Source organism: Microbacterium luteum (genome assembly GCF_015277875.1).
GTDB lineage: Bacteria > Actinomycetota > Actinomycetes > Actinomycetales > Microbacteriaceae > Microbacterium > Microbacterium luteum.
The window spans coordinates 3,158,066-3,181,223 of record NZ_CP063814.1 but is presented as its reverse complement, the minus strand read 5'-3'; the positions used below and the strand labels follow the sequence as shown (position 1 = coordinate 3,181,223).

Below are 23,158 nucleotides of genomic sequence, written 5' to 3'. Positions count from 1 at the left end.
CGAGGGCCGCACGAGAGGACATTGTGGAGCGAGCGATACCGGCGCAGCATGCCCTCTCGTAAGACGGCGACATCGTGTGACGTCCTGTGTCGCAGCGTGTCGGCGTGTGTCGGGCTCGTCTCCCGTCGTGAGGGACCGTTGATAGCGTTCCCGCGGCGCGCCGCTTTCGGCGCAGGAAGGAAGGTGCCCGGTGACCAAGCCGATCATCCTCAACGCGTTCGAGATGAGCTGCGTGACCCACCAGGCGCCGGGCCTGTGGCGGCATCCCGACAACCGAGCGGACGAGTATCACCGCCTGGACTACTGGATCGACTTGGCGAAGCTGCTCGAACGAGGCGGTTTCGACGCGGTCTTCCTGGCTGACGTGCTCGGGGTGTACGACGTCTACCGCGACTCCGTCGCGCCCGCCCTGCGCGACGCCGCGCAGGTGCCCGTCGGGGATCCGCTGCTGCAGATCCCGGCGATGGCGGCGGTCACCGAGCGTCTCGGCTTCGGAGTGACGGTCGCGACGACGTACGCCCAGCCCTACGCGCTGGCGCGCACGCTCACGACGCTCGACCACTTCACCGGCGGCCGAATCGGCTGGAACGTCGTGACGTCCTACCTCGCCAGCGCCGCGCGCAACCTCGGACTCGGCGACCAGATCGCGCACGACGACCGCTATGGCATCGCCGACGAGTTCCTGGATGTCGTCTACAAGCTGTGGGAGGGATCGTGGGAAGACGGCGCCGTGCTCCGCGATCGTGACACCGGTGTCTTCACCGACCCCGAGAAGGTGCACCCGATCGACCATCGCGGTGAGCACTTCGACGTGCCCGGCATCCACCTCGGCGAGCCGTCGCCCCAGCGCACCCCCGTGATCTTCCAGGCGGGCGCGTCGCCCCGTGGGCAGGAGTTCGCCGCTCGCCACGGGGAGGCCATCTTCATCAACGGGCTTGCCCCCGAACTCACCCGCCGCACCACCGACGGCATCCGTGACAAGGCCCGCGCCGCCGGGCGCGATGGTGACGACGTGAAGATCCTCACCCTCGCCACCGTCATCGTCGCCGAGACGGACGAGCTCGCGAGAGCGAAGCGCGACGACTTTCGTCGGTACGTCTCGCTCGAGGGCTCTCTCGCTCTGTACGGCGGCTGGTCGGGGATCGACCTCGCCGCGCTCGACCCCGACGAGCCGCTCCGGTACGTCGATACGGATGCCGCCCGCTCCGCCCTGTCGATCTTCACCAAGGCCGACCCCACCCGCGAGTGGACACCGCGCGACATCGCCGAGTACGTCGGCATCGGCGGCATCGGCGCGGTCATCGTCGGAAGCCCGACCACCGTGGCCGACGAGCTGGAGAGATGGGTCGACGTCGGCGGGGTCGACGGATTCAACCTCGCCTACGTCATCACGCCCGGCACGTTCGAGGACATCGCCGAGCACCTCACGCCTGAGCTGCGTCGGCGGGGTCTTCTCGCCGCCGACGCCCGCCCCGGCGCCACGCTGCGCGAGCGGCTCTCCGGCAGCGCCGTGGTGCCCGAGTGGCACCCGGCGCACGCGTATCGGGGTGCGTTCGCCGGTTCGCGCACCGCCGCCGACGGCGGCGCATCCCTCGTTCCCACCACCGTCTGAGGAGAAACGCATGACCGCCACCACCAGCCTCGCCCCGCCCCGTACCCACTGGTCGGGCACCGCCACCGACGCGGAGCTCGCGCGATGGGATGCCGTGGCCGAGGCCGTCGCCGAGACGCTCGGCGCCGACGCCCTCGCCCGGGACCGCGCCAACGCGCAGCCGTTCGCCGAGGCTCGGCTGCTGCAGGATGCCGCTCTCACGACCCTGCTCGATCCCGTCGAGTTCGGCGGCGGCGGGGCCCAGTGGGAGACCGCCGCGAGGGTGGTGCGCATCATCGCCCGACGCGACGCCTCGATCGCGCAGCTGCTCGGATACCACTACATCAACGAGGCGAACATCGCGCTGGTCGCCGCGCCCGACGAGCGGGAGCGCTGGTTCCGCTCCTCGATCGACGGCCGCTGGATCTGGGGCGACTCGGTCAACCCGGTGGATCCGAACCTGACGCTCACGGTGGACGGCGACGGCTACCGCCTCGACGGCTTCAAGCGGTACTCCACCGGGTCGGGAGTCGGTGAGGCGCTGCTCATCAACGCTGTTGTCGAAGACGGCCCCGACGCGGGAGCGTTCGCCTACCTGGTGCTCCCCCATGGGCATCCCGGCGTCGAGCTCGTGGACGACTGGGACAACCTGGGCCAGCGGCTGTCGGCCAGCAACACCGTGACCTACCGAAACGTGCGCGTCGACCCGGAGCATGTTCTCGGGTTCGGCACCGACGAGCCGATCCAGAGCTTCGTGACACCCGGCATCCAGCTGATGTTCGGCAATCTCTACCTCGGAATCGCGGAGGGCGCGCTCGCGCAGGCGCGCGACCTGACCGTTGCGCGGCCGAACGCGTGGTTCCTGTCCGAGGCCTCCACCTACCGGGACGACCCGTTCGTCCGACGTCTCTATGGCGAGCTCGTGTCGAAGACGGCTGCGGTGTCGGCGCTCGCCGATCGGGTGAACCGCCGATTCGACGAGACCATCGCCCTCGGCGCCGACGTCTCCGCGAAGGACCGCGCACGACTTGCCGTCGAGGTCGCGCAGCTCAAGGTGGTCGCCAGCGACACCGCCACCGACGTCGCCCACCGCGTGTTCGAAGCGACCGGCACGAGTTCGACGGCGAGCCGCGTGGGTCTCGACCTGCACTGGCGCAACATCCGCACGCACTCCCTGCACGACCCGGTCGACTACAAGAAACTCGAAGTGGGAGCCCACTTTCTCACCGGTGCCGTCCAGCCGATCTCCCTGTACACGTGAACGGCCAGACGGTGGCGGCCCCTCTCCGCACGGATTTCACCGACCAGGTGTGGGCGGCGGTGCCGCGAGACCTCGAGGAACGGTTCCGCCCGACAGTGGAGCGCATCGCCGAGGAGGCGGCAGCTCGTGACCGCGGGCGAGATCTGCCGTTCGAGGCGGTGCGCGAGCTGCGCGACCTCGGCATCGGACGCGCGCGCGTCAGCGTCGAGGACGGCGGGCTCGGTACCGACTGGGCGAGCCTCACGCCGCTGCTGATCGCGATCGCGGCCGCCGACGCGAACGTGCCGCAGATCTTCCGCGGCCACTTCGCCCTCGTCGAGCAGGCGCTGACCACGACCGACCGCGGGTTCGGTGACCGGTGGATCCGGCGGGTGGTGGAGGGCGAGACCACCGGCAACGCGTGGAGCGAAGCATCCGGATCGACCACGTCACGCGCGGGCACCGAGCTGCGCGTCGACGTCGACGGCACCCTGCGGGTGCGTGGACGCAAGTTCTACACCACCGGTAGCATCTTCGCGGAATGGACCGACGCGGTCGCCCATCGTGTTGCGGACGGCGTCGATGTCGCGGTGCTCGTGCGGCTCGATCAGCCCGGGGTGAGCGTGAGCGACGACTGGGACGGATTCGGGCAGCGAGGCACGGGGACCGGCACCATCGTGTTCGATGACGCCGTTGTCGACGCCGCCGACGTGCTGCCGGTGGCCGAACGCTTCGGATACCAGACGGCGCTCTACCAGCTGGTGCTGCTGAGCGTGCTGGCGGGGATCGCGCATCGGGCGGTTTCCGATGCGGCGGATGCGGTGCGGTCGCGAGCGCGGGTGTACAGCCACGGAACGGCCGATCGCGCGCAGGACGACGTGCAGATCCAGGCTCTGATCGGTGAGCTCGCGGCCTCCGCCTACGCGGTCGAGTCGACGGTGCACGCCGTGGCAGGCGCCGTCGACGACGCCGTCGCCGCCGCGCGAGCGGTGCGCGACGACCCCGGTGACGAGGCGCTGCGAGAGCGCGCGCGGGCGGCCGACGCGATCGCGGAGATCCGGGCTGCACAGGCGCAGTCGTTCGCCACCGGTGCGGTGCAGACGATCGCATCGCGCCTGTTCGACGCGCTGGGTGCCTCATCCACGGCGCGCGGCGCGTCGCTCGACCGGCATTGGCGGAACGCCCGCACGGTCTCGAGCCACAATCCGGTGCTCTACAAGAACCGCTGGGTCGGCGCGTGGGTGCTCACCGGCGACCTGCCGCAGCCGCTCTGGGCGGTGGGGAGCCCGAGCGTCACAGCCCGTGGGTGACTTCGCCCTCGGGCATCTCGGCCTCGATCGGGTCGTCGGCGAGCAGTTCGGCGACGGAGTCCAGGATCTCGTCGGGGCGGAACGGATAGCGCTCGATCTCGGCGTCATCGGAGATGCCGGTGCGCACCAACACGGTGTGCAGGCCCGCTTCGATCCCCGCCACGACGTCGGTGTCCATCCGGTCGCCGATCATGCCGGTGTTCTCGGAGTGCGCGCCGATGCGGTTCAGGGCCGAGCGGAACATCATCGGGTTCGGCTTGCCGACGACATACGGCTCCTTGCCCGTCGCCTTGGAGATGAGGGCCGAGATCGCCCCGGTCGCCGGCAGCACGCCCTCGACCGAGGGGCCGGTCGCATCGGGGTTGGTGGCGATGAACCGGGCGCCACCGCGGATGAAGCGGATCGCCTTCGTGATCGCCTCGAAGGAGTAGTTGCGCGTCTCGCCGATCACCACGTAGTCCGGATCGGTCTCGGTCATGATGAACCCGGCCTCGTGGAGAGCGGTCGTCAGGCCCGCCTCGCCGATGACGAAGGCGCTGCCGCCCGGCATCTGCGAGCGCAGGAAGTCCGCGGTCGCGAGGGCGGAGGTCCAGATGGCCTCCTCGGGCACGACGAGACCGGATGCGCGCAGTCGCGCACTGAGGTCGCGCGGCGTGAAGATCGAATTGTTCGTGAGAACGAGAAACGGCACTCCGAGATCCCGCCACTGCTGGAGAAGCTCGGATGCGCCGGGGATGGGGGTGTTCTCATGGACGAGCACGCCGTCCATGTCGGTGAGCCAGCATTCGACCTCGTCACGGGTACGCATGGGCACAGCCTATGCGGCGCGGCCCGCGCTGTCCGACGAGAGGCCGACCGCGACGCGCCCGCGCGCCCCATTCCGCATCGGGCATGTGCGGCATAGGGTCGTCGTGTGAGTGGACCCGAGTGGCATCTCCCCGACCTCACCGGCCGGACGTACCTCGTCACGGGTTCCAACGCGGGTCTCGGCTACTTCTCGTGCGAGCACCTCGTGCGGGCCGGGGCGGACGTGATCATGTCGGCGCGCAATCCCGCTCGCCTCGCCGCGGCTCGCGCGGCCCTCTTCCGCCGGGTGCCCGAGGCTGCCGGACGCGATGCGGTCGAATCCCTCGTCATCGACACCAGCAACTCCGGCTCGCTGCGCGCCGCCGCCGCCACCCTCCGCAGCCGCGGTGCGCTCGACGGCGTGCTGCTGAATGCCGGCATCGTGCATCCGCCGAAACGGCGCACCCTCACGCGCGACGGCAACGAGCTCGTCTTCGCCACCAACGTGCTCGGCCATTTCGCGCTGGCCGGCGAGCTGCTTCCCGCGCTCGCCGCGGCAGGCGGACGCATGGTGTGGGTGGGGAGCATGTCGACCTCGATGTGGCGATACGACCCGGTCGACCCGCAGCTGTCCGAGGGCTACACGCCCTGGCGCGCCTACGTGCAGTCGAAGATCGCGACCAGCTCGCTCGGGTTCGAAGCCGACCGCCGCCTGCGCGGCGCCGACGTGGCGGTCGCGAGCGTCGTGGCGCATCCGGGCTACTCCACCAGCGGACGCACCGCCGGCATCCGCGGCGTGAACAATCCCTCCCGGCTGACGCGCTTCGCCGACAATATCCAGGCGCCCGTCACCCAGTCCAAGGAGGTCGGCGCGCAGCCCCTCGTGCACGCGCTGGCGGCATCCGATGTCGCCGGGGGCGAGTACTGGGGACCGCGCGCCCGGCTTCGGGGCGAGCCTCGACGCGGCACGTCGTCGCGCGTCACCCAGGACCGTGAGGTCGCCGCGCGCATCTGGGAGGTGTGCGAGCACGCGACCGGCGTCGCCTGGCCCTTCGCCAAAGCCGCCAAGACCAAGCGGCTCAGGCGCTGAGCCACACCGCCTGTCGCACGTCGTCGTCCAGCGCCGTCTCCGCGTCGCCGACCCGCACGCCGGCCGCCGTCACGGTGACCTCGGTGGCGACCGTCATCCCGGCCGCTTCGGCGACGCGCAGCACGTCGGCGTCGCGGTCGCTCACGCGCAGCACCCGGCCGGTGTGGCCGGCCGCCGCATCCGCGAGCAGCACGAACGGCTCGCGCACGACCGTTCCGTCGGCCCGCGGGATCGCGTCGCCGTGCGGGTCGAACAGCGGATGACCGAGGAGGTCGTCGATGCCGGCGAGAAGGCGGTCGCTGATCGCATGCTCGAGCACCTCGGCTTCGTCGTGCACCTCGTCCCACGCGTAGCCGAACTCGCGCACGAGCCACGTCTCGATGAGGCGGTGCCGGCGGATGATGGCGGCAGCGCGACGCTCGCCCGTCGCCGTCAACGAGACCGGACCGTACGGGCGGTGGGTCACCAGCCCGAGGCTCGCCAGCTTCTTCACCATCTCGGTCACGCTCGACGGGGCGAGGCCGAGCACGCCGGCCAGCTGGGACGGCGTCATGCGCTCGTCCTGCCACTCGGTGTGGTGGTAGATCGTCTTCAGGTAGTCGTCGACGGCGGGAGAGGCCACCGCTCCAGGCTACTCAGAGGATGTTTCCGGCGTCGTCACGCGCGGTGGCGTCGTCACGCGCGGTGGCGTCGTTACAGGCGGCGTCGTTACAGGTGGCGTTGTCACAGGAAGGGTCGCGTCTCGTAGACGCCACCGTGCTGTCCGGCGAGGGCCACGGCGCGCCCATCGACGGACTGGACGAATCGGTGGGCCGTGTCCGCACCGCCGGGAATCTGCGCGTCGACCTCGGGATACGTGCCGGCCGACTCGTTCGACAACCACACCACGCGTCGGCCCAGGCGCTCGCCGAGAGACAGCGCGAGGCTGGCGAAACGCGCACGCGAAGGTGTATCGAGGTAGAGGAGCACCGCGCTGTGGAACAGCACCAGCGTCGCGTCTGCGGGGGACTCGGCGGCGAGGGTCGTCACGCGCTCGAGCAGGTCGCCGGTGTCGACGCGCGGCGGATCCGCCGCGGCGATCGCGGCCGCTCCGCGCAGGCGGGCGACGCGCGCATCGTGATCGGGGCCCGGCCAGACGAGCGTGGCGAGCCACGCGACGGCGTCGGGGTCGGCGGGGTCGATCGGTGCCAGGTCCATGCCGGCGCGCCATTCGATGTGAGGCATGCGTGTGGGGGCATCCCGTGCGTCGTCGATACGGCACTCCAGCAGCACGGCGCTCGGGCCGCCCGCGGGGTGCAGGTCATGCACGCCGGCGGGAGAGAGGAACCGATACGAGTACCGGTCGGGGAGCAGGCACAGGCCGGCCGCTGCACCGACCTCGAGGAGGGCTACCGGGCCGTCAATGCGCGACAGCATCGGCAGCAGGGTCGCGCACCGCGCGACTTCGTTGGTCTGTGTGGCGCGGACCGACGCGGTGGCGAGGACCGCATCCCAGTTCTCGGCGAGCCACGATCGCCATCTCTCGTAGTCGTCGAGCGGGGCACCCTCCCAGCGCGCGGCCGCGAAGAGGAGATTCGCCTGCTGCAGGCGAGGTGGGAGGCGGCGGATGCGCGCGATCATCTCGAGGTCGGCAGCGATCCCGGCCGCCCAGTCCTCGTAGAGCGGCGACGTGCCGTGCGCCCACCGCCGCGCGAAGTCGTCGTAGTACGCGACGAGGCGGCCGGCGTCGTCGGGCATCGGTCGGGCGTGCACCATGGCCGCACCCTACGCCCGCGTCGTCCGCCGCGTCCGGTCCACCCGGCATCTCCCGGCCCGGTCCCACCGGCACCCCGCCCCGCCCCGCCCGCCGTTCCGCCGCCCGGTTCGCCGCCCTTCCGCCCCCCGTCCCGCCCCCGTTCCGCCCCCCGTTCCGCCCCGCATCGCGCACCGTGCACCAGCTCAGGCTGCGCGAGGCCGTTTGCCGCGATTCCCGCCCGGGAGGGGCCTCACCGAACCACCCAGCCTGAGTTGGTGCACGTCGGTGGGAGGAGGCGCGCGTCCCGGCGCCGCGTTGATCCCCCGTCCGCCTTCCGCTCACGGGCATTCCCGGTGCCGTCGACATTCCTGGGCGGCATCGTCCGGCATTGCCGGTCCCGCCCCGCATCGTGCACCAACTCAGGCTGCGCGAGGCCGTTTGCGGCGAATCCGGTCCGGGAAGGGTTTCCCCGGACCTCCCAGCCTGAGTTGGTGCACGTCGGCCGGGCTAGCCTTTCGGAGTGACAGAGCCGAGGAACGACGGCGGAACGGCCGCCGCGGATGAGCCGCAGACCGCGCACGGCGTCGGACCGTGGCCGGGCGGCGCGGCGGCGTGGCCCGACGACCCGCGGTACGACCGCGAGCTACTCGCCGATGGTGACCGCCGCAATGTGGTCGACGGCTACCGGTACTGGACGATGGATGCGATCGTCGCCGACCTCGACGCCCGGCGGCACCCGTTCCACGTCGCGATCGAGAACTGGCAGCACGACCTCAACATCGGCTCCATCGTGCGCAGCGCCAACGCGTTCCTCGCGGCGGAAGTGCACATCATCGGGCGCCGGCGGTGGAACCGCCGCGGCGCGATGGTCACCGACCGCTATCAGCACGTGCGTCACCACGACGACGTCGCCGCGTTCACCGCATGGGCGGTGGATGCGGGTCTGCCGATCGTCGCGGTCGACAACGTCGCGGGATCGCAGCCGGTCGACCGCGCCGAACTGCCCGAGGCGTGCGTGCTGCTGTTCGGGCAGGAGGGCCCCGGGCTGTCGCCCGAGGCCCTCGCCGCGGCATCCGGCGCCGTGCAGATCACCCAGTACGGCTCCACGCGCTCGATCAACGCGGGTGCTGCGGCCGCCGTCGTGATGTACGAGTGGTGCCGCCGCTACGCGGCCGGCTGATCGACCGCTCCGTCGCTTCCCTCACGCCCCGGCGGTGAGCCACGCCCGGCCGCGCACGCGCCAGCCGAGTGTGGCAAGGCGCGCGAGCATGAACACGCCGAAGAAGGCCACCGCCAACCACGCCAGCCCGGCTGCTCCTGCGAGCGACAAGACGTTCAGCGCCACGAGGACCGGAACGTAGGGGATGAGGTTCAACCCGCCCGCGATCGCGAGGTACCGTGCATCCCCGGCGCCCATGAGCACGCCGTCGAGCACGAACACCGCTCCGGCAACCGGCTGCGCGACGGCGAGCACGATGAGTGCCGGCTGCACGAGCGCCGCCAGCTGCGGATCCCCGGTGAAGACGAGCCCGATGACCCCGGAGGACGCCCCGATGACGAGCCCGACGAGCACCCCGAAGGCCACTCCCCATGCGAGCGTTCGCTGCAGGACCCGCCGCACTCCGGCCTCATCTGCGGCGCCGAGCCCCTTGCCGATGAGTGCCTGGGCGGCGATCGCGAGCGCGTCGAGGGCGAACGCGGCGGTGGAGAAGATGGTGAAGGCCACCTGCCACCCGGCGAGCTCCTCGGTGCCGAGCGTCGTGGCCACGGCGACGGTGGCGAGCAGCGCGACGCGCAGCGCGACGGTGCGCAGGAACAGCCACCCGCCGGAGCGGGCGCTGCCCGAGATTCCGTCGCGCTGCGGCCGCAGGCCCGCGCCGTGCCGGCGGGCGTGGCGGCCGATCACGACGACGTAGGCGGTCACCATGCCCCACTGCGCGAGCACAGTGCCGACGGCCGATCCGGCGATACCCCATCCGAGCCCGTAGATGAAGAAAGCGTTGAGCAGGGCGTTCGCGGCGAAGCCCAGGCCGGCGATCCACAACGGGGTGACGGTGTCCTGCAGGCCGCGCAGCAGGCCGGTCGCGGCGAAGACGATGAGCATCGCCGGCAGCCCCCACATCGAGATGCCGAGATAGGTCTCCGCATCGGCGGTGACCGCCTCCGTCGCGCCGAAGAGGCCGACGAGGAACGGCGTCGTCAGGTAGCCGGCGAGGGCCAGCAGCGCTCCGAGGCCGAGTGCGAGCCACATGCCGTCGATGCCCGCCGAGACCGCTCGCGTGGGATCGCCGGCGCCGAACCGGCGCGCGACGGCCGGCGTGGTCGAGTACGCGAGGAAGACCATGAGCCCGACGATCGTCTGCAGGATGGCCCCGGCGATGCCGAGCGCAGCCAGCGGGGTCGTGCCGAGATGGCCGACCAGTGCCGAATCGACGATGAGGAAGAGCGGCTCGGCGACCAGCGCACCGAGTGCGGGCACCGCAAGACGCAGGATGTCCCGGTTCAGGGTGTCGCGTGCGGTGGCCACGCTCCGAGCCTAGAGTCGCCCGCGGACACCCACGCGCCGTCCGACGGCCCAGACTCCGACCGACGACCCAGACTCGGTGCTTATCCTGTACGCATGACCGACGCCCCCGCATCCGGTCTCGCGCTCGACGAGCTCAGCGACGAGATCCGCCCGCAGGACGACCTGTTCCGTCACGTCAACGGATCGTGGCTGGACCGCACCGAGATCCCCGAGGACAAGGCCCGGTGGGGCGCGTTCCACCTGATCGCCGAACAGGCCGAGAAGGATGTGCGCGCCATCATCGAGGAGTCCCAGCGCGCCGACCCGGGCACCGAGGCCCGCAAGATCGGCGACATGTACTCCAGCTTCATGGATGTCGACCGCGTCAACGAGCTCGGCGCGAGCCCGCTGTCGGCGCAGCTGGCGATGGTCGATGAGGTGACGACGATCCCCGAGTTCCTCCGCGTCGTCGGCGTGCTCGAGCGTGACGGCGTCGGCGGCATCATCGATCTCTACGTCGAGCCCGATCCGGGCGATCCGCAGCGATACGTGCCGTTCGTGCTGCAGGGCGGCCTGTCGATGCCCGACGAGAGCTACTACCGCCTGGACAACTTCGCCGAGACCCGCACCGCCTTCCGCGCGCACGTCGAGCGCATCCTCGACCTCGCCGGTGTCGCCGGGGCCGCGGATGCCGCCGATCGCGTCTTCGCGCTCGAGACCGAGGTGGCCGCGCACCACTGGGACAACGTGCGCAGCCGCGACGCGGTCGCCACCTACAACCTGCGCACGTGGGACGAGACGGTCGGCCTCGCCGGCGCCGACCTGGTGCCGTGGCGCGAGGGCATCGCGCCGAACCATCCCGACGCCTTCGCCGAGGTCGTCGTGTCGCAGCCGAGCTTCCTGGAGGGTCTCGCCGGCCTGCTCGTCGAGGAACGCCTGGATGACTGGAAGGCGTGGCTGCGGTTCAAGATCGTGCACGCGGGAGCTGCGTTCCTCACCGACGCGTTCGTCGCCGAGAACTTCGCCTTCTACGGCACGCAGCTCACCGGCGTGCCGGTGAACCGGGAGCGCTGGAAGCGCGGCGTGAGCCTCACCGAGGCCGCGCTCGGCGAGGCGATCGGCAAGGTCTACGTCGAGCGCCACTTCCCGCCGCGGGCCAAGGCCGAGATGGACGACCTGGTCGCCAACCTGGTCGAGGCGTATCGCGAGAGCATCTCGTCGCTGGAATGGATGACGCCCGAGACGCGCGAGCGCGCCCTCGCCAAGCTCGCCGCGTTCACCCCCAAGATCGGCTACCCCGAGACCTGGAAGGACTACTCGTCGCTCGAGATCGACGCCGCCGACCTCGTCGGCAACGTGCGTCGCGCTCACGTGTGGGAGCACGACCGTCAGCTGTCGAAGGTCGGCCAGCCGATCGACCGCGACGAGTGGTACATGACCCCGCAGACGGTCAACGCCTACTACAACCCGCTGATGAACGAGATCGTCTTCCCTGCGGCGATCCTGCAGTATCCCTTCTTCGACGCGGACCGCGACGCGGCGGCGAACTACGGCGGCATCGGCGCGGTCATCGGTCATGAGATCGGTCACGGCTTCGACGACCAGGGCAGCCGCTTCGACGGCGACGGGTCGCTGCGGGACTGGTGGACGGATGCCGACCGCGCGGCCTTCGAGGAGCGCACGGCGGTGCTGATCGACCAGTACAACCACCTCGTGCCCCGAGGCCTCGCCGATGAGCACACCGTCAACGGTGCGCTCACGATCGGCGAGAACATCGGGGACCTCGGAGGTCTCGGCATCGCGATCAAGGCCTATGCCCTGTCGATCGCGAGCGACGACGCCGGCCCCGAGATCGCCGACGCCGCCCCCGTCATCGAGGGCTACACCGGCATCCAGCGGCTTCTCCTCAGCTGGGCCCAGGTGTGGCAGCAGAAGGGGCGCGATGCCGAGACCATCCGCCTGCTGACGATCGACCCGCACTCGCCCAACGAGTTCCGGTGCAATCAGATCGTGCGCAACATCGACGCGTTCTACGATGCGTTCGGGGTGACCGAGTCGGACGAGCTGTGGCTCGACCCCGACAAGCGCGTCACCATCTGGTGATCACGAGCCCGAGCAGAGAGGACACCGTTCGTGGGCACGCCCCCTGAGCCCAGGCGCGGCACCGAGGAGCCCCTTCGGAGTTCCCGTCGGATCAGACCCCACGACAGGCGACTGCCCCGCCGGGCAGCCGCCGGCCGTCGATCGTTCGCATCGACGCTCGCGGCGCTCGACGAGCTCGCCGAGTCGGGTGCGAAGGTCGCGGTGCGCGTGACCGACCTCGATCGCGGTGACGCGGTGCTCTCCGGCGACGACTTCATCACCCTGCCGATCGGCGGCCTCGGCGTCGTGCCGCTGCTCGTCGAGGTCGCGGCCGCATTCGACGACGGGCGCCTCGACCCCGCCGAGGTCGTCGATCGCACGAGCACCGATGGGGTGTCGGTGGCCGGTCTCTGGCACCACCTCGCCGCGCAGAGGTTCAGCCTCGGCGATCTCGCCGTGCTCGCCGCGTCGGCCGGTGACGCGCTGGCGGCCAATGTGCTGCTGGAGCGGGTCGGGCTCGAGGCGGTGCGCAACCGGCTGGGGCAGCTCGGGATGCCGCGCTCCGCGCTGCTCGACGGGTTCCGCGACAGCCGCGGTCCCGACGACGCGCCCCACGTGGCGCTCGGCACGGCGGCGGAGATGTCGGAGCTGTTCTCGGCCCTGGTGAACTCGTCGGCGGTGAACCCGTCGGTGAGTGCGCACGTCGCGGAGTGGTTGAGCCGCAACCACGATCTGTCGCTGGTCGCTTCGGCCACGGGCCTCGATCCGTTCGCGCACGACAACGACGACCACGGGCTGCTCTTCATCAACAAGACGGGTCGCGGCGCCGGGATCCGCGCCGAGGCGGGCGTGCTCGCCGGCCCGCGCGCGGGTGTCTCCTACGCGCTCATCGTGTGCTTCGACGACCTGTCGATCATGCACCGCTCACGGGCGCACGCGGCCTTCCGCGTGCTCGGCACCGACCTCATGGAGTACGTGTACTGAGGCCGCGGCGAGGGTGGGATCAGAAGACGATCGTGTGATTGCCCTGGCGGATGACGCGATCCTGCGCGTGCCACAGCACGGCACGGGAGAGCACCTGACGCTCGACGTCGGCGCCGCGCCGGGCGAGTTCGAGCGAGCTGTCGGCGTGGGTCACACGAACGGTGTCCTGCTCGATGATCGGACCCTCGTCGAGGTCGCTCGTGACGTAGTGCGAGGTGGCGCCGATGAGCTTGACGCCGCGCTCCTTGGCCTTCTTGTAGGGGTCGGCGCCGATGAAGGCGGGCAGGAACGAGTGATGGATGTTGATCACCGGCACACCGACCTTCTCGAGGAAGTCCCCCGACAAGATCTGCATGTAGCGGGCGAGCACGACGAAGTCGACGTTGCCGACGAGCAGCTCCAGGATCTTCTCCTCGGATTCGGACTTGTCCGGACCCGGCGCGGACGGCACGTGGAAGAACGGCACACCGAAGGTGCGCACGTCCTCGGCCGCCGTCGTGTGGTTGGACACGACCATCGGGATCGTCACGGGCAGCTCCCCGCGACGGTGGCGCCACAGAAGGTCGAGGAGGCAGTGGTCCTGCTTCGAGGCGAGGATCGCCATGCGCTTGGGGGTCGACTGGTCCGTCAGCGACCATCGCAGGTCGAATCCGCCGCCGAGCGTGCGCGCGAGGTCGTCCTCGATCATCGGCAGCGCCGCCGTGAGATCGGGCCGGTGGAAGACCACGCGCTGGAAGTAGTCGCCACCCGTCGGGTCGTCGGAGTACTGGTCGAACGCGACGATGTTGCCGTCGTGGCGGGTGATCAGGGCCGAGACGGCGGCGACGATTCCGGGTCGGTCGGTGCCGTGGACGATGAGACACGCGTGGTCGGGCAGAAGGTGGGGGCTGGGAGCGGCCATGCATCGATTCTGCCGTGTCCGCCGGTCGGGCGCGTGCGGGTCGGGCACGCTAGCACGGGCGCCGCCGCTGCGGGAGTCCGGGGTGAGGATGCGTCGCCGTCCGTATCCTCGACCGCAACCCGAGGGAAGAATCCCGCGACCCGAGGGCGGAAGACACCCGAGGGAGGAAGTCACCGTGCAACCGTGGCCGCTGTGGCCGAGCGTCATCGCCCTTGTCGCCGCCGTCGGCATCGTCGTCGTGGCCGGCTCGCGGCTGGCCCGCGCCGCCGATGAACTGGCAGACCGTACGGGACTCGGCGAGGCGGTCGCCGGCGCGGTGTTCCTCGGTGCGGTCACCTCCCTCCCCGGGATCGTCACGACCGCCACCGGCGCGCTCGAGGGCGACGCGGCCTTCGCCTTGGCGAATCCGATCGGCGGCATCGCCCTGCAGAGCGTCTGGCTCGCGATCGCCGATCTGCTGTATCGACGAGCGAATCTCGAGCACGCGGCGGCGTCGATCGAGAACCTCTTCCAGGCCGTCGTGCTCGTTGCGCTGCTCAGCCTGCCGGTCATCGCCTTCGCCACGCCGCAGCTGACGGTCGGCTGGATCCATCCGGTGACCGTTCTCATCCCGGTCTTCTACTTCTACGGTCTGCACCTGCAGCGCCGCATGCACCAGGCCCCGATGTGGACGCCGATCCGCACGCGTGAGACGCGCGACGACGAGGAGGGGCAGGAGCACAGCGGACCGCTCTCGCGCCTGTGGTTCACCTTCGCGGCGCTCGGGCTCGTCGTCGGCGTGACCGGGTGGGTCATCGGGCAGGCCGGCCTCGGGGTCATCGCGGCGACCGGATGGCCGAGCGGGGTCACCGGGTTCACGGTGACGACGGCGGTGACATCCCTCCCCGAGCTCATCGTGCTGATCTCCGCGATCCGCATCGGAGCCCTCACCCTGGGGGTCGCCAACATCATCGGCGGCAACGTCTTCGACGTGCTCACCCTCACCGTGGCCGACGCCTTCTTCCTCGACGGCACGATCTATGCCGCCGCCGGCGACGAGAGCCTCGTCCTCCTCGGTGGAACCCTCCTCATCACAGCCGTGCTCGCCGCAGGGCTCATCATCCGGGATCAGCGCGGCATCGGGTTCGAGGGGATCGGCATTCCCGCGATCTACGCCGGCACCATCGGCCTCGCACTGTTCGCGATCTGACCCTTATCCGACCGCCGCGCACGCGATAGCGTCGAGGGGAATCGGCACCTCGACACATGGGAGCAGGGATGAACATCGCAGGCAAGGTCTTCGTCGTCACGGGAGCGGGAAACGGCATCGGCCGCGAGGTCACCCTCCAGCTTCTGCGCTCCGGGGCCTCGGTCGCCGGCGTCGACCTGAACGCCGACGGGCTCGCCGAGACGGTGGCGCTCGCCGCGGCGGGCAACAGCCTGTCGACGCACACCGTGAACATCACCGACCGTGAGGCCGTCGAGGCGTTGCCGGCTGCCGTCGCCGACATCCACGGAGCGGTCGACGGCATCGTCAATGTCGCCGGCGTCATCCAGAAGTTCGTCAAGATCATCGACCTCCCCTACGAGGAGATCGAGAAGGTCATGACCGTGAACTTCTGGGGCACGCTCCACATGGTCAAGGCGTTCCTCCCGGTGCTGGTCGAGCGACCGGATGCCGCCATCGTCAACGTCGCGAGCATGGGAGCCTACGCCGCCGTGCCCGGTCAGGCCGTCTACGGCGCCTCGAAGGCCGCCGTCGGCCTGCTCACCGAAGCGCTCTACGCCGAACTCCAGGGCACGTCGGTCGCGGTGACGGCGATCTATCCCGGCGCGATCGGCACGAACATCGCGGCGAACTCCGGCGTGGTGATGGACATGCCCGACGGCGACGCGGCAGCATCCGCCCGCAAGACCACGACGCCGGCCGAAGCGGGTCGCGTGATCGTCGAGGCGATCGCGAAGGGCAGGTTCCGCGCGACGATCGGCAAGGACGCCGCGACGATGGACAAGCTGTCGCGGCTGAACCCCAAGTACGCCACCGAGCTCATCGCGAAGCAGATGGGCGATCTCCTCGGCTGACTGGGGAGGGTCGGCGCACTCGCGAAGAGCTGAGGCGACGGCATCCGTCAACCCCCCTTTCCGCGGTGAGTCGGAAGTGCTTCGCTGGATCGTGGGCGCATCCGCCCGGCAATCGCGATCCGCGAAGGAGAACCCATCCCATGCCTCAGCTTCCCGAGCCCACAGACGGCACCTCGGTCGCCCAGAATCCGTCTTCCGAGGCGGAGATCGGCTCGACCACCGACACCGGCGCGCCCGCGCCGAGTGATCGCAACAGCCTGACGGTCGGGGCCGACGGCCCGATCGTGCTGCACGACGTGCACTTCCTGAACCAGATGGCGCACTTCAACCGCGAGCGCATCCCGGAGCGCAACGTGCACGCGAAGGGCTCCGGTGCCTTCGGCGTCTTTGAGACCACCGGAGACGTCACCGCCTACACGAAGGCGGGGCTGTTCCAGCCCGGCACGAAGACCGAGATGCTCGCGCGGTTCTCGACCGTTGCCGGCGAGCAGGGCTCGCCCGACACGTGGCGCGACCCGCGCGGATTCGCGCTGAAGTTCTACACCGACGAGGGCAACTACGACCTCGTCGGCAACAACACCCCGATCTTCTTCATCCGCGACACGATGAAGTTCCCGCACTTCATCCGCTCGCAGAAGCGACGCGGCGGAAACGGCCTGCGCGACAACAACATGCAGTGGGACTTCTGGACCCTGAACCCGGAGTCCGCGCACCAGGTGACGTACCTCATGGGCGACCGCGGCATCCCCACCTCGTACCGGCAGATGAACGGCTACGGCTCGCACACCTACATGTGGGTGAACGAGGCCGGGGAGAAGTCGTGGGTGAAGTATCACTTCCACAGCGACCAGGGCGTGGCCGGCCTGACGGATCAGGATGCCACGCGCATCGCGGGGGAGGATGCGGACTTCCACCGCCGCGACCTGTACGACGCCATCGATCGCGGCGAGTTCCCGTCGTGGACGCTGTCGGTGCAGGTCATGCCGTATGAAGATGCCAAGACCTACCGCATCAACCCGTTCGACCTCACGAAGGTGTGGCCGCACGAGGACTATCCGCTCATCCCCGTCGGCACGATGACGCTGAACCGCAACCCGGAGAACTTCTTCGCCCAGATCGAGCAGGCCGCGTTCGAGCCGTCCGCGCTGGTGCCGGGCATCGGCTTCTCGCCCGACAAGATGCTGCTCGGCCGGGCGTTCGCCTACTCCGACACGCACCGGCACCGCATCGGCGCGAACTACCTGCAGCTGCCGGTGAACCGCCCGCGCGTCGAGGTCAACACCTATACGCAGGACGGGCCGATGGCCTACGAGCACCGCGGCGACGACCCGGTGTACGCGCCGAACTCCTTCGGCCGCGGCTACGCCGACAACGTCGGCGAGGTCGACCCCGGCTGGGAGGCCGACGGTGCGATGGTGCGGCAGGCTTACACGCTGCGTCCCGACGACGATGACTTCTCGCAGGCCGGGGCGCTCGTGCGCGACGTCTGGAACGACCAGCAGCGCGCCGCGTTCGTGAAGACCGTGGCCGGACACCTGCTCGGCGGCGTGACCGGCGACGTGCTCGAGCGGGCCTTCCAGTACTGGAAGAACGTCGATGCCACCACCGGGGCCGAGATCGAGAAGCTCGTGCGAGACGGTGCCGACCTAGGTGCGCCCGGAGCTCAGCCCGGCGCCGCGCAGGACGACGCCGATCAGCCGATCGTGGAGCCGAACACGCACGCCGACCGCTGAGCCGACACCGCCGGAAGCCCGGTCGCGCTCGCCGCGACCGGGCTTTCGCGTGCCCGCCGGGCGGCCCCTCAATCGCCCGTACGCGTGAGGGGCAGGGAGAGGATGCGGTCGTCGCCCTCGCGTGGGGATCCTCGGCCGTCGGTGTTGTTCGTGAGCACCCACAGGGTGCCATCGGGTGCGACGGTCACGTCGCGGATGCGTCCGTACTCGTCGCGAAGGAGCTGCTCGGACGTCTCGGGCGCGGAAGCGTCGATGGTGAACAACCGCTCGCCACCCAGTCCGGCGACGAAGACGGTGCCGCCGGTGACGGCCAGCCCGCTCGGGCTCGCCTCGTCGGGGTTCCACTGCTGCACGGGGTCGATGAAGCCCCGCTCCGCCCCGCCGGTGCCCTCCACCTCCGGCCATCCGTAATTCCCGCCCGGAACGATGATGTTCAGCTCGTCCCACGTGTCCTGTCCGAACTCGCTGGCGAACATCGTCCCGTCCGCGGCCCATCCGATGCCCTGCGGGTTGCGGTGCCCGAAGCTGTAGACGAGCGAGCCCTCGAAGGGATTGTCGGCCGGCGGGTCGCCGTCCGGCGTCATGCGCAGGATCTTCCCCGCGAGGCTGTCGACATTCTGCGCCGACGGGCGCCGGTCGGCGTCACCGGTGGTCGCGTAGAGCATGCCGTCCGGTCCGAAGGCGAGGCGCCCGCCGTTGTGGATGCGCGCGGCGGGAATTCCGTCGAGCACGGTCTCGTGGTCGCCGAGCGCGAGCGACCCCGGCGCCCCGGTGACGGCGAATCGATCGATACGGTTCTCGCCCGACCCGGTGGCGTAGGCGTAGAGCCGGTCCTGATCGTCGACGGCGAGCCCGAGCAGGCCACCCTCCCCGCCCGCGACCACGCCGCCGACCGTGCCGATCTCTCGGGTCGAGCCGTCGGCTGCTACCTCGAGGATGCGGCCGGTATCGCGCTCGGACACGAGGGGCGTGCCGTCGGAGGTGAAGGCGATCGACCAGGGGGCTGTGAGGCCGGTGGCGACCGTCTCGACCGAGCCCTCGAGGACGAGTCTTCCTTCGGGTGGCGGAGTGGTCGCGGCGGTGGGCGCCGATGTCACCGACGTCTGCGGTGTCGGCGGCGGACCGGCGGTGCAGGCGCTCAGGGCCACGGCGGCGGTGCCTGCCAGCAGCGCGGCGCGTGCCCGTCGGAATTCGACCATCGGTCCGCCTCCGCCCTCGTCCTCGACCGGAGCTTCACCCTACGTCGCGTGCGACCCGTCGAGGGCCGCTCGGTTCAGCGCAAGCTCCTCAGCCCTCGCCGCCGAGGTTGCCGGTCAGGCGCGCGTGCATCGCCGAGCTCGACTCGTTCATGCCCTCGATCACGACACGCTTGCCGTGGTTCTCGTACTTCGTCACGATCGCATCCAGGGCGGCGACGGTGGAGGCGTCCCAGACGTGCGAGCGCGACATGTCGATGACGACGTCGTCGGGATCGTCGGCGTACTCGAACTGCGTCGTCAGGTCGTTCGACGAGGCGAAGAACAGCTCGCCGTCGACGCGGTAGTGCGCGGTCGGCACCTCCGCATCCCGGTCCACCGTGCGCGTCACGGTGGTGAAGTGCGACACGCGCCGCGCGAAGATCACCATCGCGACCACGACCCCCAGCACGACACCGATCGCGAGGTTGTGGGTGATGACGACGGCGACGACGGTGGCGACCATCACGATCGTCTCGCCGATCGGCATGCGCTTGAGGGTGCCCGGGCGGATGGAGTGCCAGTCGAAGGTCGCGACCGAGACCATGACCATCACGGCCACGAGCGCCGCCATCGGGATGAGCCCCACGATGTCGCCGAGGCCCACGACGAGGATGAGCAGGAACACGCCCGCGAGGAAGGTCGAGATGCGGGTGCGGGCGCCGGAGGCCTTCACGTTGATCATCGTCTGGCCGATCATCGCGCACCCGCCCATGCCGCCGAAGACGCCCGACAGCACGTTCGCGGCGCCCTGGCCGAGAGCCTCGCGGGTCTTGTGGGAATGCGTGTCGGTGATGTCGTCGACGAGCTTGGCCGTCATGAGCGACTCCATCAGGCCGACGAGGGCCATCGCGAGGGCGTACGGGGCGATGATCGCGAATGTCTCACCGGTCAGCGGCACGTTCGGGATGATGAGCTCGGGCAGGCTGTCGGGCAGCTCGCCCTGGTCCGACACGGTCGGGACGGCGATGGCGAAGGTGACGGTGATGATTGTGAGGATGACGATCGCGACCAGGGGTGCGGGGATCGCCTTGGTCAGGCGCGGCATCCCGACGATGATCACCAGTCCCGCGATCACGAGCGGGTAGACCGGCCACGGCACGTCGATCAGGTGCGGAATCTGCGCGGTGAAGATGAGGATCGCCAGAGCGTTGACGAAGCCGACCATGACGCTGCGGGGGATGAAGCGCATGAGCTTGGCGACGCCCACCGCGCCGAGGACGACCTGGAAGACGCCGGCGAGGATCACGGTCGCGAGGAAGTAGTCCATGCCGTACTCGCGGGCGACCGGGGCGATCACGAGGGCGACGGCACCGGTCGCGGCGGTGATCATCGCGGGGCGTCCGCCGAGGAACGCGATGGCGACGGCCATCACGAACGACGAGAACAGCCCCACGCGCGGGTCGACCCCGGCGATGATCGAGAACGAGATCGCCTCGGGGATCAGGGCGAGGGCGACGACGAGACCGGCGAGCACCTCCCTGGTGAGGATGCGCGGACTGCGCAGCGCCTCGAGGACGGATGGGCGCGGTCGGTATCGGTCGGACGCGGTGGCGCGCGCGGCGGTGGCCATGGGATCTCCGGGAAGGCAGGAAGGCTCGAACGAGCCGGGCGGGCGCGCGCGGGAGGTGCAACGCGGCGTGGTTCCGGTCATCCAGGGTACGGGACGCGCCTGGACGCGTGCGTGCCGGACCGCGTCAGCCCACCTCGCCGACGAGTGCGGTCCTGTCGGGCAGGCGTGCGAGAAACCCCTCCGCGACGGCATCGAGCCACGCGCCGACGGAGGCGACGGCCTCATCGGTGTCGGGGTATCGGCACCGCAGATGCAGGCCGCGTCGGTTCACGACGAACCACACCATGACGTCGTCGCTCGCGGCGACCGCCGAGACGTACTGCGCGTCGAGGTCGTCGTCGAGCTCGACCGGCAGGCGCCGGGTGTCCAGCCACGACAGGGCGAACATGCCGCGCGGCACCTTCATGCCGCCGTAGGGCTCCAGGATCGGGGCGAGGGGATGCGACCCCAGGGTGATGGCCTCTTTGACGGATGCCGCGCACGCCGCGGGTGCGTCGTCGACGCATTCGAGCACCGAGTTGGTGATGAACCAGCCCGAGGAGTCGTGCCAGCGCGGCTCGTGCCGGCTGTGCACGGGGAACACGGCCCGCAGCGGGGCGTCCGCCACGCGGCGGGTCACTTCGGTCAGGGCCGACATCGCCAGCCCGATCGTGGACGTGCCCGCAGCCTTGGCCGCGCCGGCGAACGCGTCGTAGTCGATCGCATCCAGCACCTCGCGCACCTCGACGACCGGGAGGGCACCGGGCGCCGGGTCGCCGACCGGGAGAGGGAAGCGCGGCATCTCGCCCCCGCACACCTCGAGGATCTCCGCCCATCGGGCCGCGACCTTCTCGGGTGCCGGACCGCGATCTTCCAGCGCAGCGGTGTGCGCGGCGAACGGCGGGGCGTCCGGGAGGTCGTCGGCGCCCGCCTGCCCGGCAGCTGCGTCGAGGTAGGCGATGACATCCCGCGCCACCACCACGAGCGACCACATGTCGACGTGGGCGTGGTCGGCGCCGACGACGACGCACGGGCGCGGATCGTCGGCGGCGCCATCCGGTTCGATCACGCACAGGCGGTGGGACGGCGCCGCGAGCGGGCGGCAGGCGAGGTCGAACACCTCCCGCACGACTTCGCGGGTCGCGATCCCCTCGGGAACGTGATGCTCTTCCCAGGCGCCGTCGCCCAGCGTGATCTCGTGCAGCGTGGGCTCGCCGGCGTCGTCGAGGCCGAACACCGTGCGGAACGTGCCGTGCCGGTCGACCGCGCGCTCCCACGCGGCCGCGAGCGCATCGCGCGTGGTGCCCGGCGGCAGGCGCAGCGCGATCGACATCCAGGATCCCGGCCGGTCTCCGGCGCCGACGTGACGGCCCTGATCGAACGACACCGGCAGAGCGCGGCCACGGGGACCGACCGGGCGCAGGGCGTAGCTGTGCACCGCTCCGGGCGGAAGCGTGGCCTGCGCGATATTCGTGAGCCGCATCGCCCGTAGTGTAGAGGCCCGGTGTTTCGTTCCCGCGACGGCATGTCACAACCGGCGACGGTGCACCGGAGATGGAGGAACGGTGCCCACTCTCGAGGTTCCGCACGGGGCTGCGCTCGACTACGAGATCACCGGCGACGCCGGCCCGCTCGTGGTGCAGCTGCACGGCCTGACGTCATCCCGCGATCGTGACGCCCAGCTCGGGCTCGATCTCGCCCGCTCCCTGCGCGGCCATCGCGTGCTGCGGTACGACGCCCGCGGACACGGCGGATCCACCGGCGACCTCGATCCGAGGTCGTACCAGTGGAACCGCCTCGCGAAAGACCTCCTGGCCCTGCTCGACCACGTCGCGCCGGGAGAGCCCGTGCACGCCGTCGGGCCGTCGATGGGATCGGCGACCCTGCTGCATGCCGCGAAGAAGCATCCGGAGCGGTTCGCCAGTCTCACCCTGGTCGTGCCGCCGACCGCGTGGGAGACCCGGTCGGCGCAGACGCAGCTCTACCGCGCGAACGCGGCGCTCATCGAGAAGGAGGGCCTCGGGGTCTTCCACGCCAACCACACCGCGCCCGTGCCCCCGGCGCTGTCGGATGCGCCCTCGACGACGCCGACCGTGCCCGAGGACCTGCTTCCCACGGTGCTGCGCGGCGCGGCGAGCACCGACTTCCCGAGCGAGAAGGCGGTGTCGCGCATCACGACGCCGACGCTGATCCTCGCCTGGACGGGGGATGCGGCGCATCCGGTCTCCACCGCGAAGCGCTTGAAGAAGCTGCTGCCCGACGCGCGGCTGGTCATCGCGAGGACGCCCTACGGGATCATGGCCTGGCCGGGCCTGTTCGCCGAGCACGTCACGACGACGGACCCGCGCTGAG

At 70.5% G+C, this 23,158-nt stretch carries 19 protein-coding genes; 11 read left to right on the top strand and 8 right to left on the bottom strand.

The genetic code is table 11. The features are described from left to right. The first annotated feature begins 190 nt into the window (after nt 1-190). Genes IM777_RS15370 through IM777_RS15360 form a run of 3 tightly spaced genes read left to right on the top strand, consistent with a single transcriptional unit; the run spans nt 191 to nt 4,141 of the window. Entirely contained in the window at nt 191-1,612 is a 1,422-nt protein-coding gene (locus IM777_RS15370) for an LLM class flavin-dependent oxidoreductase (protein ID WP_143003762.1), read from the top strand. 10 nt (nt 1,613-1,622) lie between these two features. Beyond that, complete coding sequence (locus IM777_RS15365) at nt 1,623-2,852, top strand: acyl-CoA dehydrogenase family protein (RefSeq protein WP_194383965.1); 1,230 nt, start codon at nt 1,623-1,625, stop codon at nt 2,850-2,852. Next, entirely contained in the window at nt 2,849-4,141 is a 1,293-nt protein-coding gene (locus tag IM777_RS15360; protein ID WP_228480851.1) for an acyl-CoA dehydrogenase family protein, read from the top strand. Before IM777_RS15365 ends, IM777_RS15360 begins: the two co-directional genes overlap by 4 nt. Here the strand turns inward: IM777_RS15360 and IM777_RS15355 are convergent. Beyond that, nucleotides 4,125-4,949, bottom strand: coding sequence for an HAD-IIA family hydrolase (locus IM777_RS15355; protein ID WP_194383964.1), 825 nt, complete (start codon nt 4,947-4,949; stop codon nt 4,125-4,127). The two genes, IM777_RS15360 and IM777_RS15355, sit on opposite strands and share 17 nt — an antisense overlap. Before the next feature lie 105 nt (nt 4,950-5,054). Here IM777_RS15355 and IM777_RS15350 point away from each other — a divergent pair, with 105 nt between their 5' ends. Next, entirely contained in the window at nt 5,055-6,017 is a 963-nt protein-coding gene (locus IM777_RS15350) for an SDR family NAD(P)-dependent oxidoreductase (protein ID WP_194383963.1), read from the top strand. Here IM777_RS15350 and IM777_RS15345 read toward each other — a convergent pair. Both IM777_RS15345 and IM777_RS15340 read right to left on the bottom strand, forming a co-directional pair. Beyond that, a complete protein-coding gene (locus tag IM777_RS15345) occupies nt 6,007-6,639 on the bottom strand; it encodes a metal-dependent transcriptional regulator (protein ID WP_194383962.1) in 633 nt (210 codons plus the stop codon). The genes IM777_RS15350 and IM777_RS15345 overlap by 11 nt on opposite strands. A 101-nt stretch (nt 6,640-6,740) precedes the next feature. Then, nucleotides 6,741-7,772: a DUF2332 domain-containing protein gene (locus tag IM777_RS15340; RefSeq protein WP_228480850.1), complete on the bottom strand. Its 1,032-nt coding sequence runs from the start codon at nt 7,770-7,772 to the stop codon at nt 6,741-6,743. A gap of 500 nt (nt 7,773-8,272) precedes the next feature. On the opposite strand from IM777_RS15340, the gene IM777_RS15335 reads away from it, so the two are divergent. Then, nucleotides 8,273-8,932: a TrmH family RNA methyltransferase gene (locus IM777_RS15335; protein WP_071045178.1), complete on the top strand. Its 660-nt coding sequence runs from the start codon at nt 8,273-8,275 to the stop codon at nt 8,930-8,932. Nucleotides 8,933-8,953: 21 nt separating this feature from the next. Here the strand turns inward: IM777_RS15335 and IM777_RS15330 are convergent, their stop codons facing one another. Continuing rightward, a complete protein-coding gene (locus tag IM777_RS15330) occupies nt 8,954-10,279 on the bottom strand; it encodes an MATE family efflux transporter (protein ID WP_194383961.1) in 1,326 nt (441 codons plus the stop codon). A 93-nt stretch (nt 10,280-10,372) separates the two neighbouring features. Between IM777_RS15330 and IM777_RS15325 the strand changes: the two genes are divergently transcribed. Beyond that, complete coding sequence (locus tag IM777_RS15325) at nt 10,373-12,361, top strand: M13 family metallopeptidase (protein WP_194383960.1); 1,989 nt, start codon at nt 10,373-10,375, stop codon at nt 12,359-12,361. A 30-nt stretch (nt 12,362-12,391) separates the two neighbouring features. Next, a complete protein-coding gene (locus IM777_RS15320; protein WP_194383959.1) occupies nt 12,392-13,324 on the top strand; it encodes a serine hydrolase in 933 nt (310 codons plus the stop codon). A 19-nt stretch (nt 13,325-13,343) separates the two neighbouring features. Here the strand turns inward: IM777_RS15320 and purU are convergent, their stop codons facing one another. Continuing rightward, entirely contained in the window at nt 13,344-14,225 is an 882-nt protein-coding gene (gene purU / locus IM777_RS15315) for a formyltetrahydrofolate deformylase (protein ID WP_071045181.1), read from the bottom strand. A 175-nt stretch (nt 14,226-14,400) separates the two neighbouring features. On the opposite strand from purU, the gene IM777_RS15310 reads away from it, so the two are divergent. The 3 genes from IM777_RS15310 (at nt 14,401) to IM777_RS15300 (ending at nt 18,019) form a co-directional block, all read left to right on the top strand. Continuing rightward, nucleotides 14,401-15,414 (top strand): sodium:calcium antiporter, encoded by a 1,014-nt coding sequence (locus IM777_RS15310; RefSeq protein WP_228480849.1) that lies wholly within the window; start codon nt 14,401-14,403, stop codon nt 15,412-15,414. A gap of 68 nt (nt 15,415-15,482) precedes the next feature. Continuing rightward, nucleotides 15,483-16,286, top strand: coding sequence for an SDR family NAD(P)-dependent oxidoreductase (locus tag IM777_RS15305; RefSeq protein ID WP_194383958.1), 804 nt, complete (start codon nt 15,483-15,485; stop codon nt 16,284-16,286). A gap of 140 nt (nt 16,287-16,426) precedes the next feature. Beyond that, a complete protein-coding gene (locus tag IM777_RS15300) occupies nt 16,427-18,019 on the top strand; it encodes a catalase (RefSeq protein WP_194383957.1) in 1,593 nt (530 codons plus the stop codon). A gap of 68 nt (nt 18,020-18,087) precedes the next feature. Here IM777_RS15300 and IM777_RS15295 read toward each other — a convergent pair whose 3' ends face one another. The 3 genes from IM777_RS15295 to IM777_RS15285 form a co-directional block, all read right to left on the bottom strand. Then, nucleotides 18,088-19,218, bottom strand: a complete 1,131-nt coding sequence (locus IM777_RS15295) for a PQQ-dependent sugar dehydrogenase (RefSeq protein WP_194383956.1) — start codon at nt 19,216-19,218, stop codon at nt 18,088-18,090. An 88-nt stretch (nt 19,219-19,306) separates the two neighbouring features. Beyond that, nucleotides 19,307-20,827, bottom strand: coding sequence for a SulP family inorganic anion transporter (locus tag IM777_RS15290; RefSeq protein ID WP_194383955.1), 1,521 nt, complete (start codon nt 20,825-20,827; stop codon nt 19,307-19,309). Nucleotides 20,828-20,951: 124 nt separating this feature from the next. After that, nucleotides 20,952-22,289, bottom strand: a complete 1,338-nt coding sequence (locus IM777_RS15285) for a peptide synthetase (protein ID WP_194383954.1) — start codon at nt 22,287-22,289, stop codon at nt 20,952-20,954. A gap of 82 nt (nt 22,290-22,371) precedes the next feature. On the opposite strand from IM777_RS15285, the gene IM777_RS15280 reads away from it, so the two are divergent. Further along, on the top strand, nt 22,372-23,157 hold the full coding sequence (locus tag IM777_RS15280) for an alpha/beta fold hydrolase (RefSeq protein WP_071045186.1): 786 nt from the start codon (nt 22,372-22,374) through the stop codon (nt 23,155-23,157). Nucleotide 23,158 lies beyond the last annotated feature (1 nt).

Coding starts and splice junctions, on each gene's coding strand:
- IM777_RS15365 (WP_194383965.1), top strand. CDS start 1,623: ATGACCGCCACCACCAGCCTCGCCCCGCCCCGTACCCACTGGTCGGGC.
- IM777_RS15355 (WP_194383964.1), bottom strand. CDS start 4,949: ATGCGTACCCGTGACGAGGTCGAATGCTGGCTCACCGACATGGACGGC.
- IM777_RS15340 (WP_228480850.1), bottom strand. CDS start 7,772: ATGGTGCACGCCCGACCGATGCCCGACGACGCCGGCCGCCTCGTCGCG.
- IM777_RS15325 (WP_194383960.1), top strand. CDS start 10,373: ATGACCGACGCCCCCGCATCCGGTCTCGCGCTCGACGAGCTCAGCGAC.
- purU (WP_071045181.1), bottom strand. CDS start 14,225: ATGGCCGCTCCCAGCCCCCACCTTCTGCCCGACCACGCGTGTCTCATC.
- IM777_RS15305 (WP_194383958.1), top strand. CDS start 15,483: ATGAACATCGCAGGCAAGGTCTTCGTCGTCACGGGAGCGGGAAACGGC.
- IM777_RS15300 (WP_194383957.1), top strand. CDS start 16,427: ATGCCTCAGCTTCCCGAGCCCACAGACGGCACCTCGGTCGCCCAGAAT.
- IM777_RS15295 (WP_194383956.1), bottom strand. CDS start 19,218: ATGGTCGAATTCCGACGGGCACGCGCCGCGCTGCTGGCAGGCACCGCC.
- IM777_RS15290 (WP_194383955.1), bottom strand. CDS start 20,827: ATGGCCACCGCCGCGCGCGCCACCGCGTCCGACCGATACCGACCGCGC.
- IM777_RS15285 (WP_194383954.1), bottom strand. CDS start 22,289: ATGCGGCTCACGAATATCGCGCAGGCCACGCTTCCGCCCGGAGCGGTG.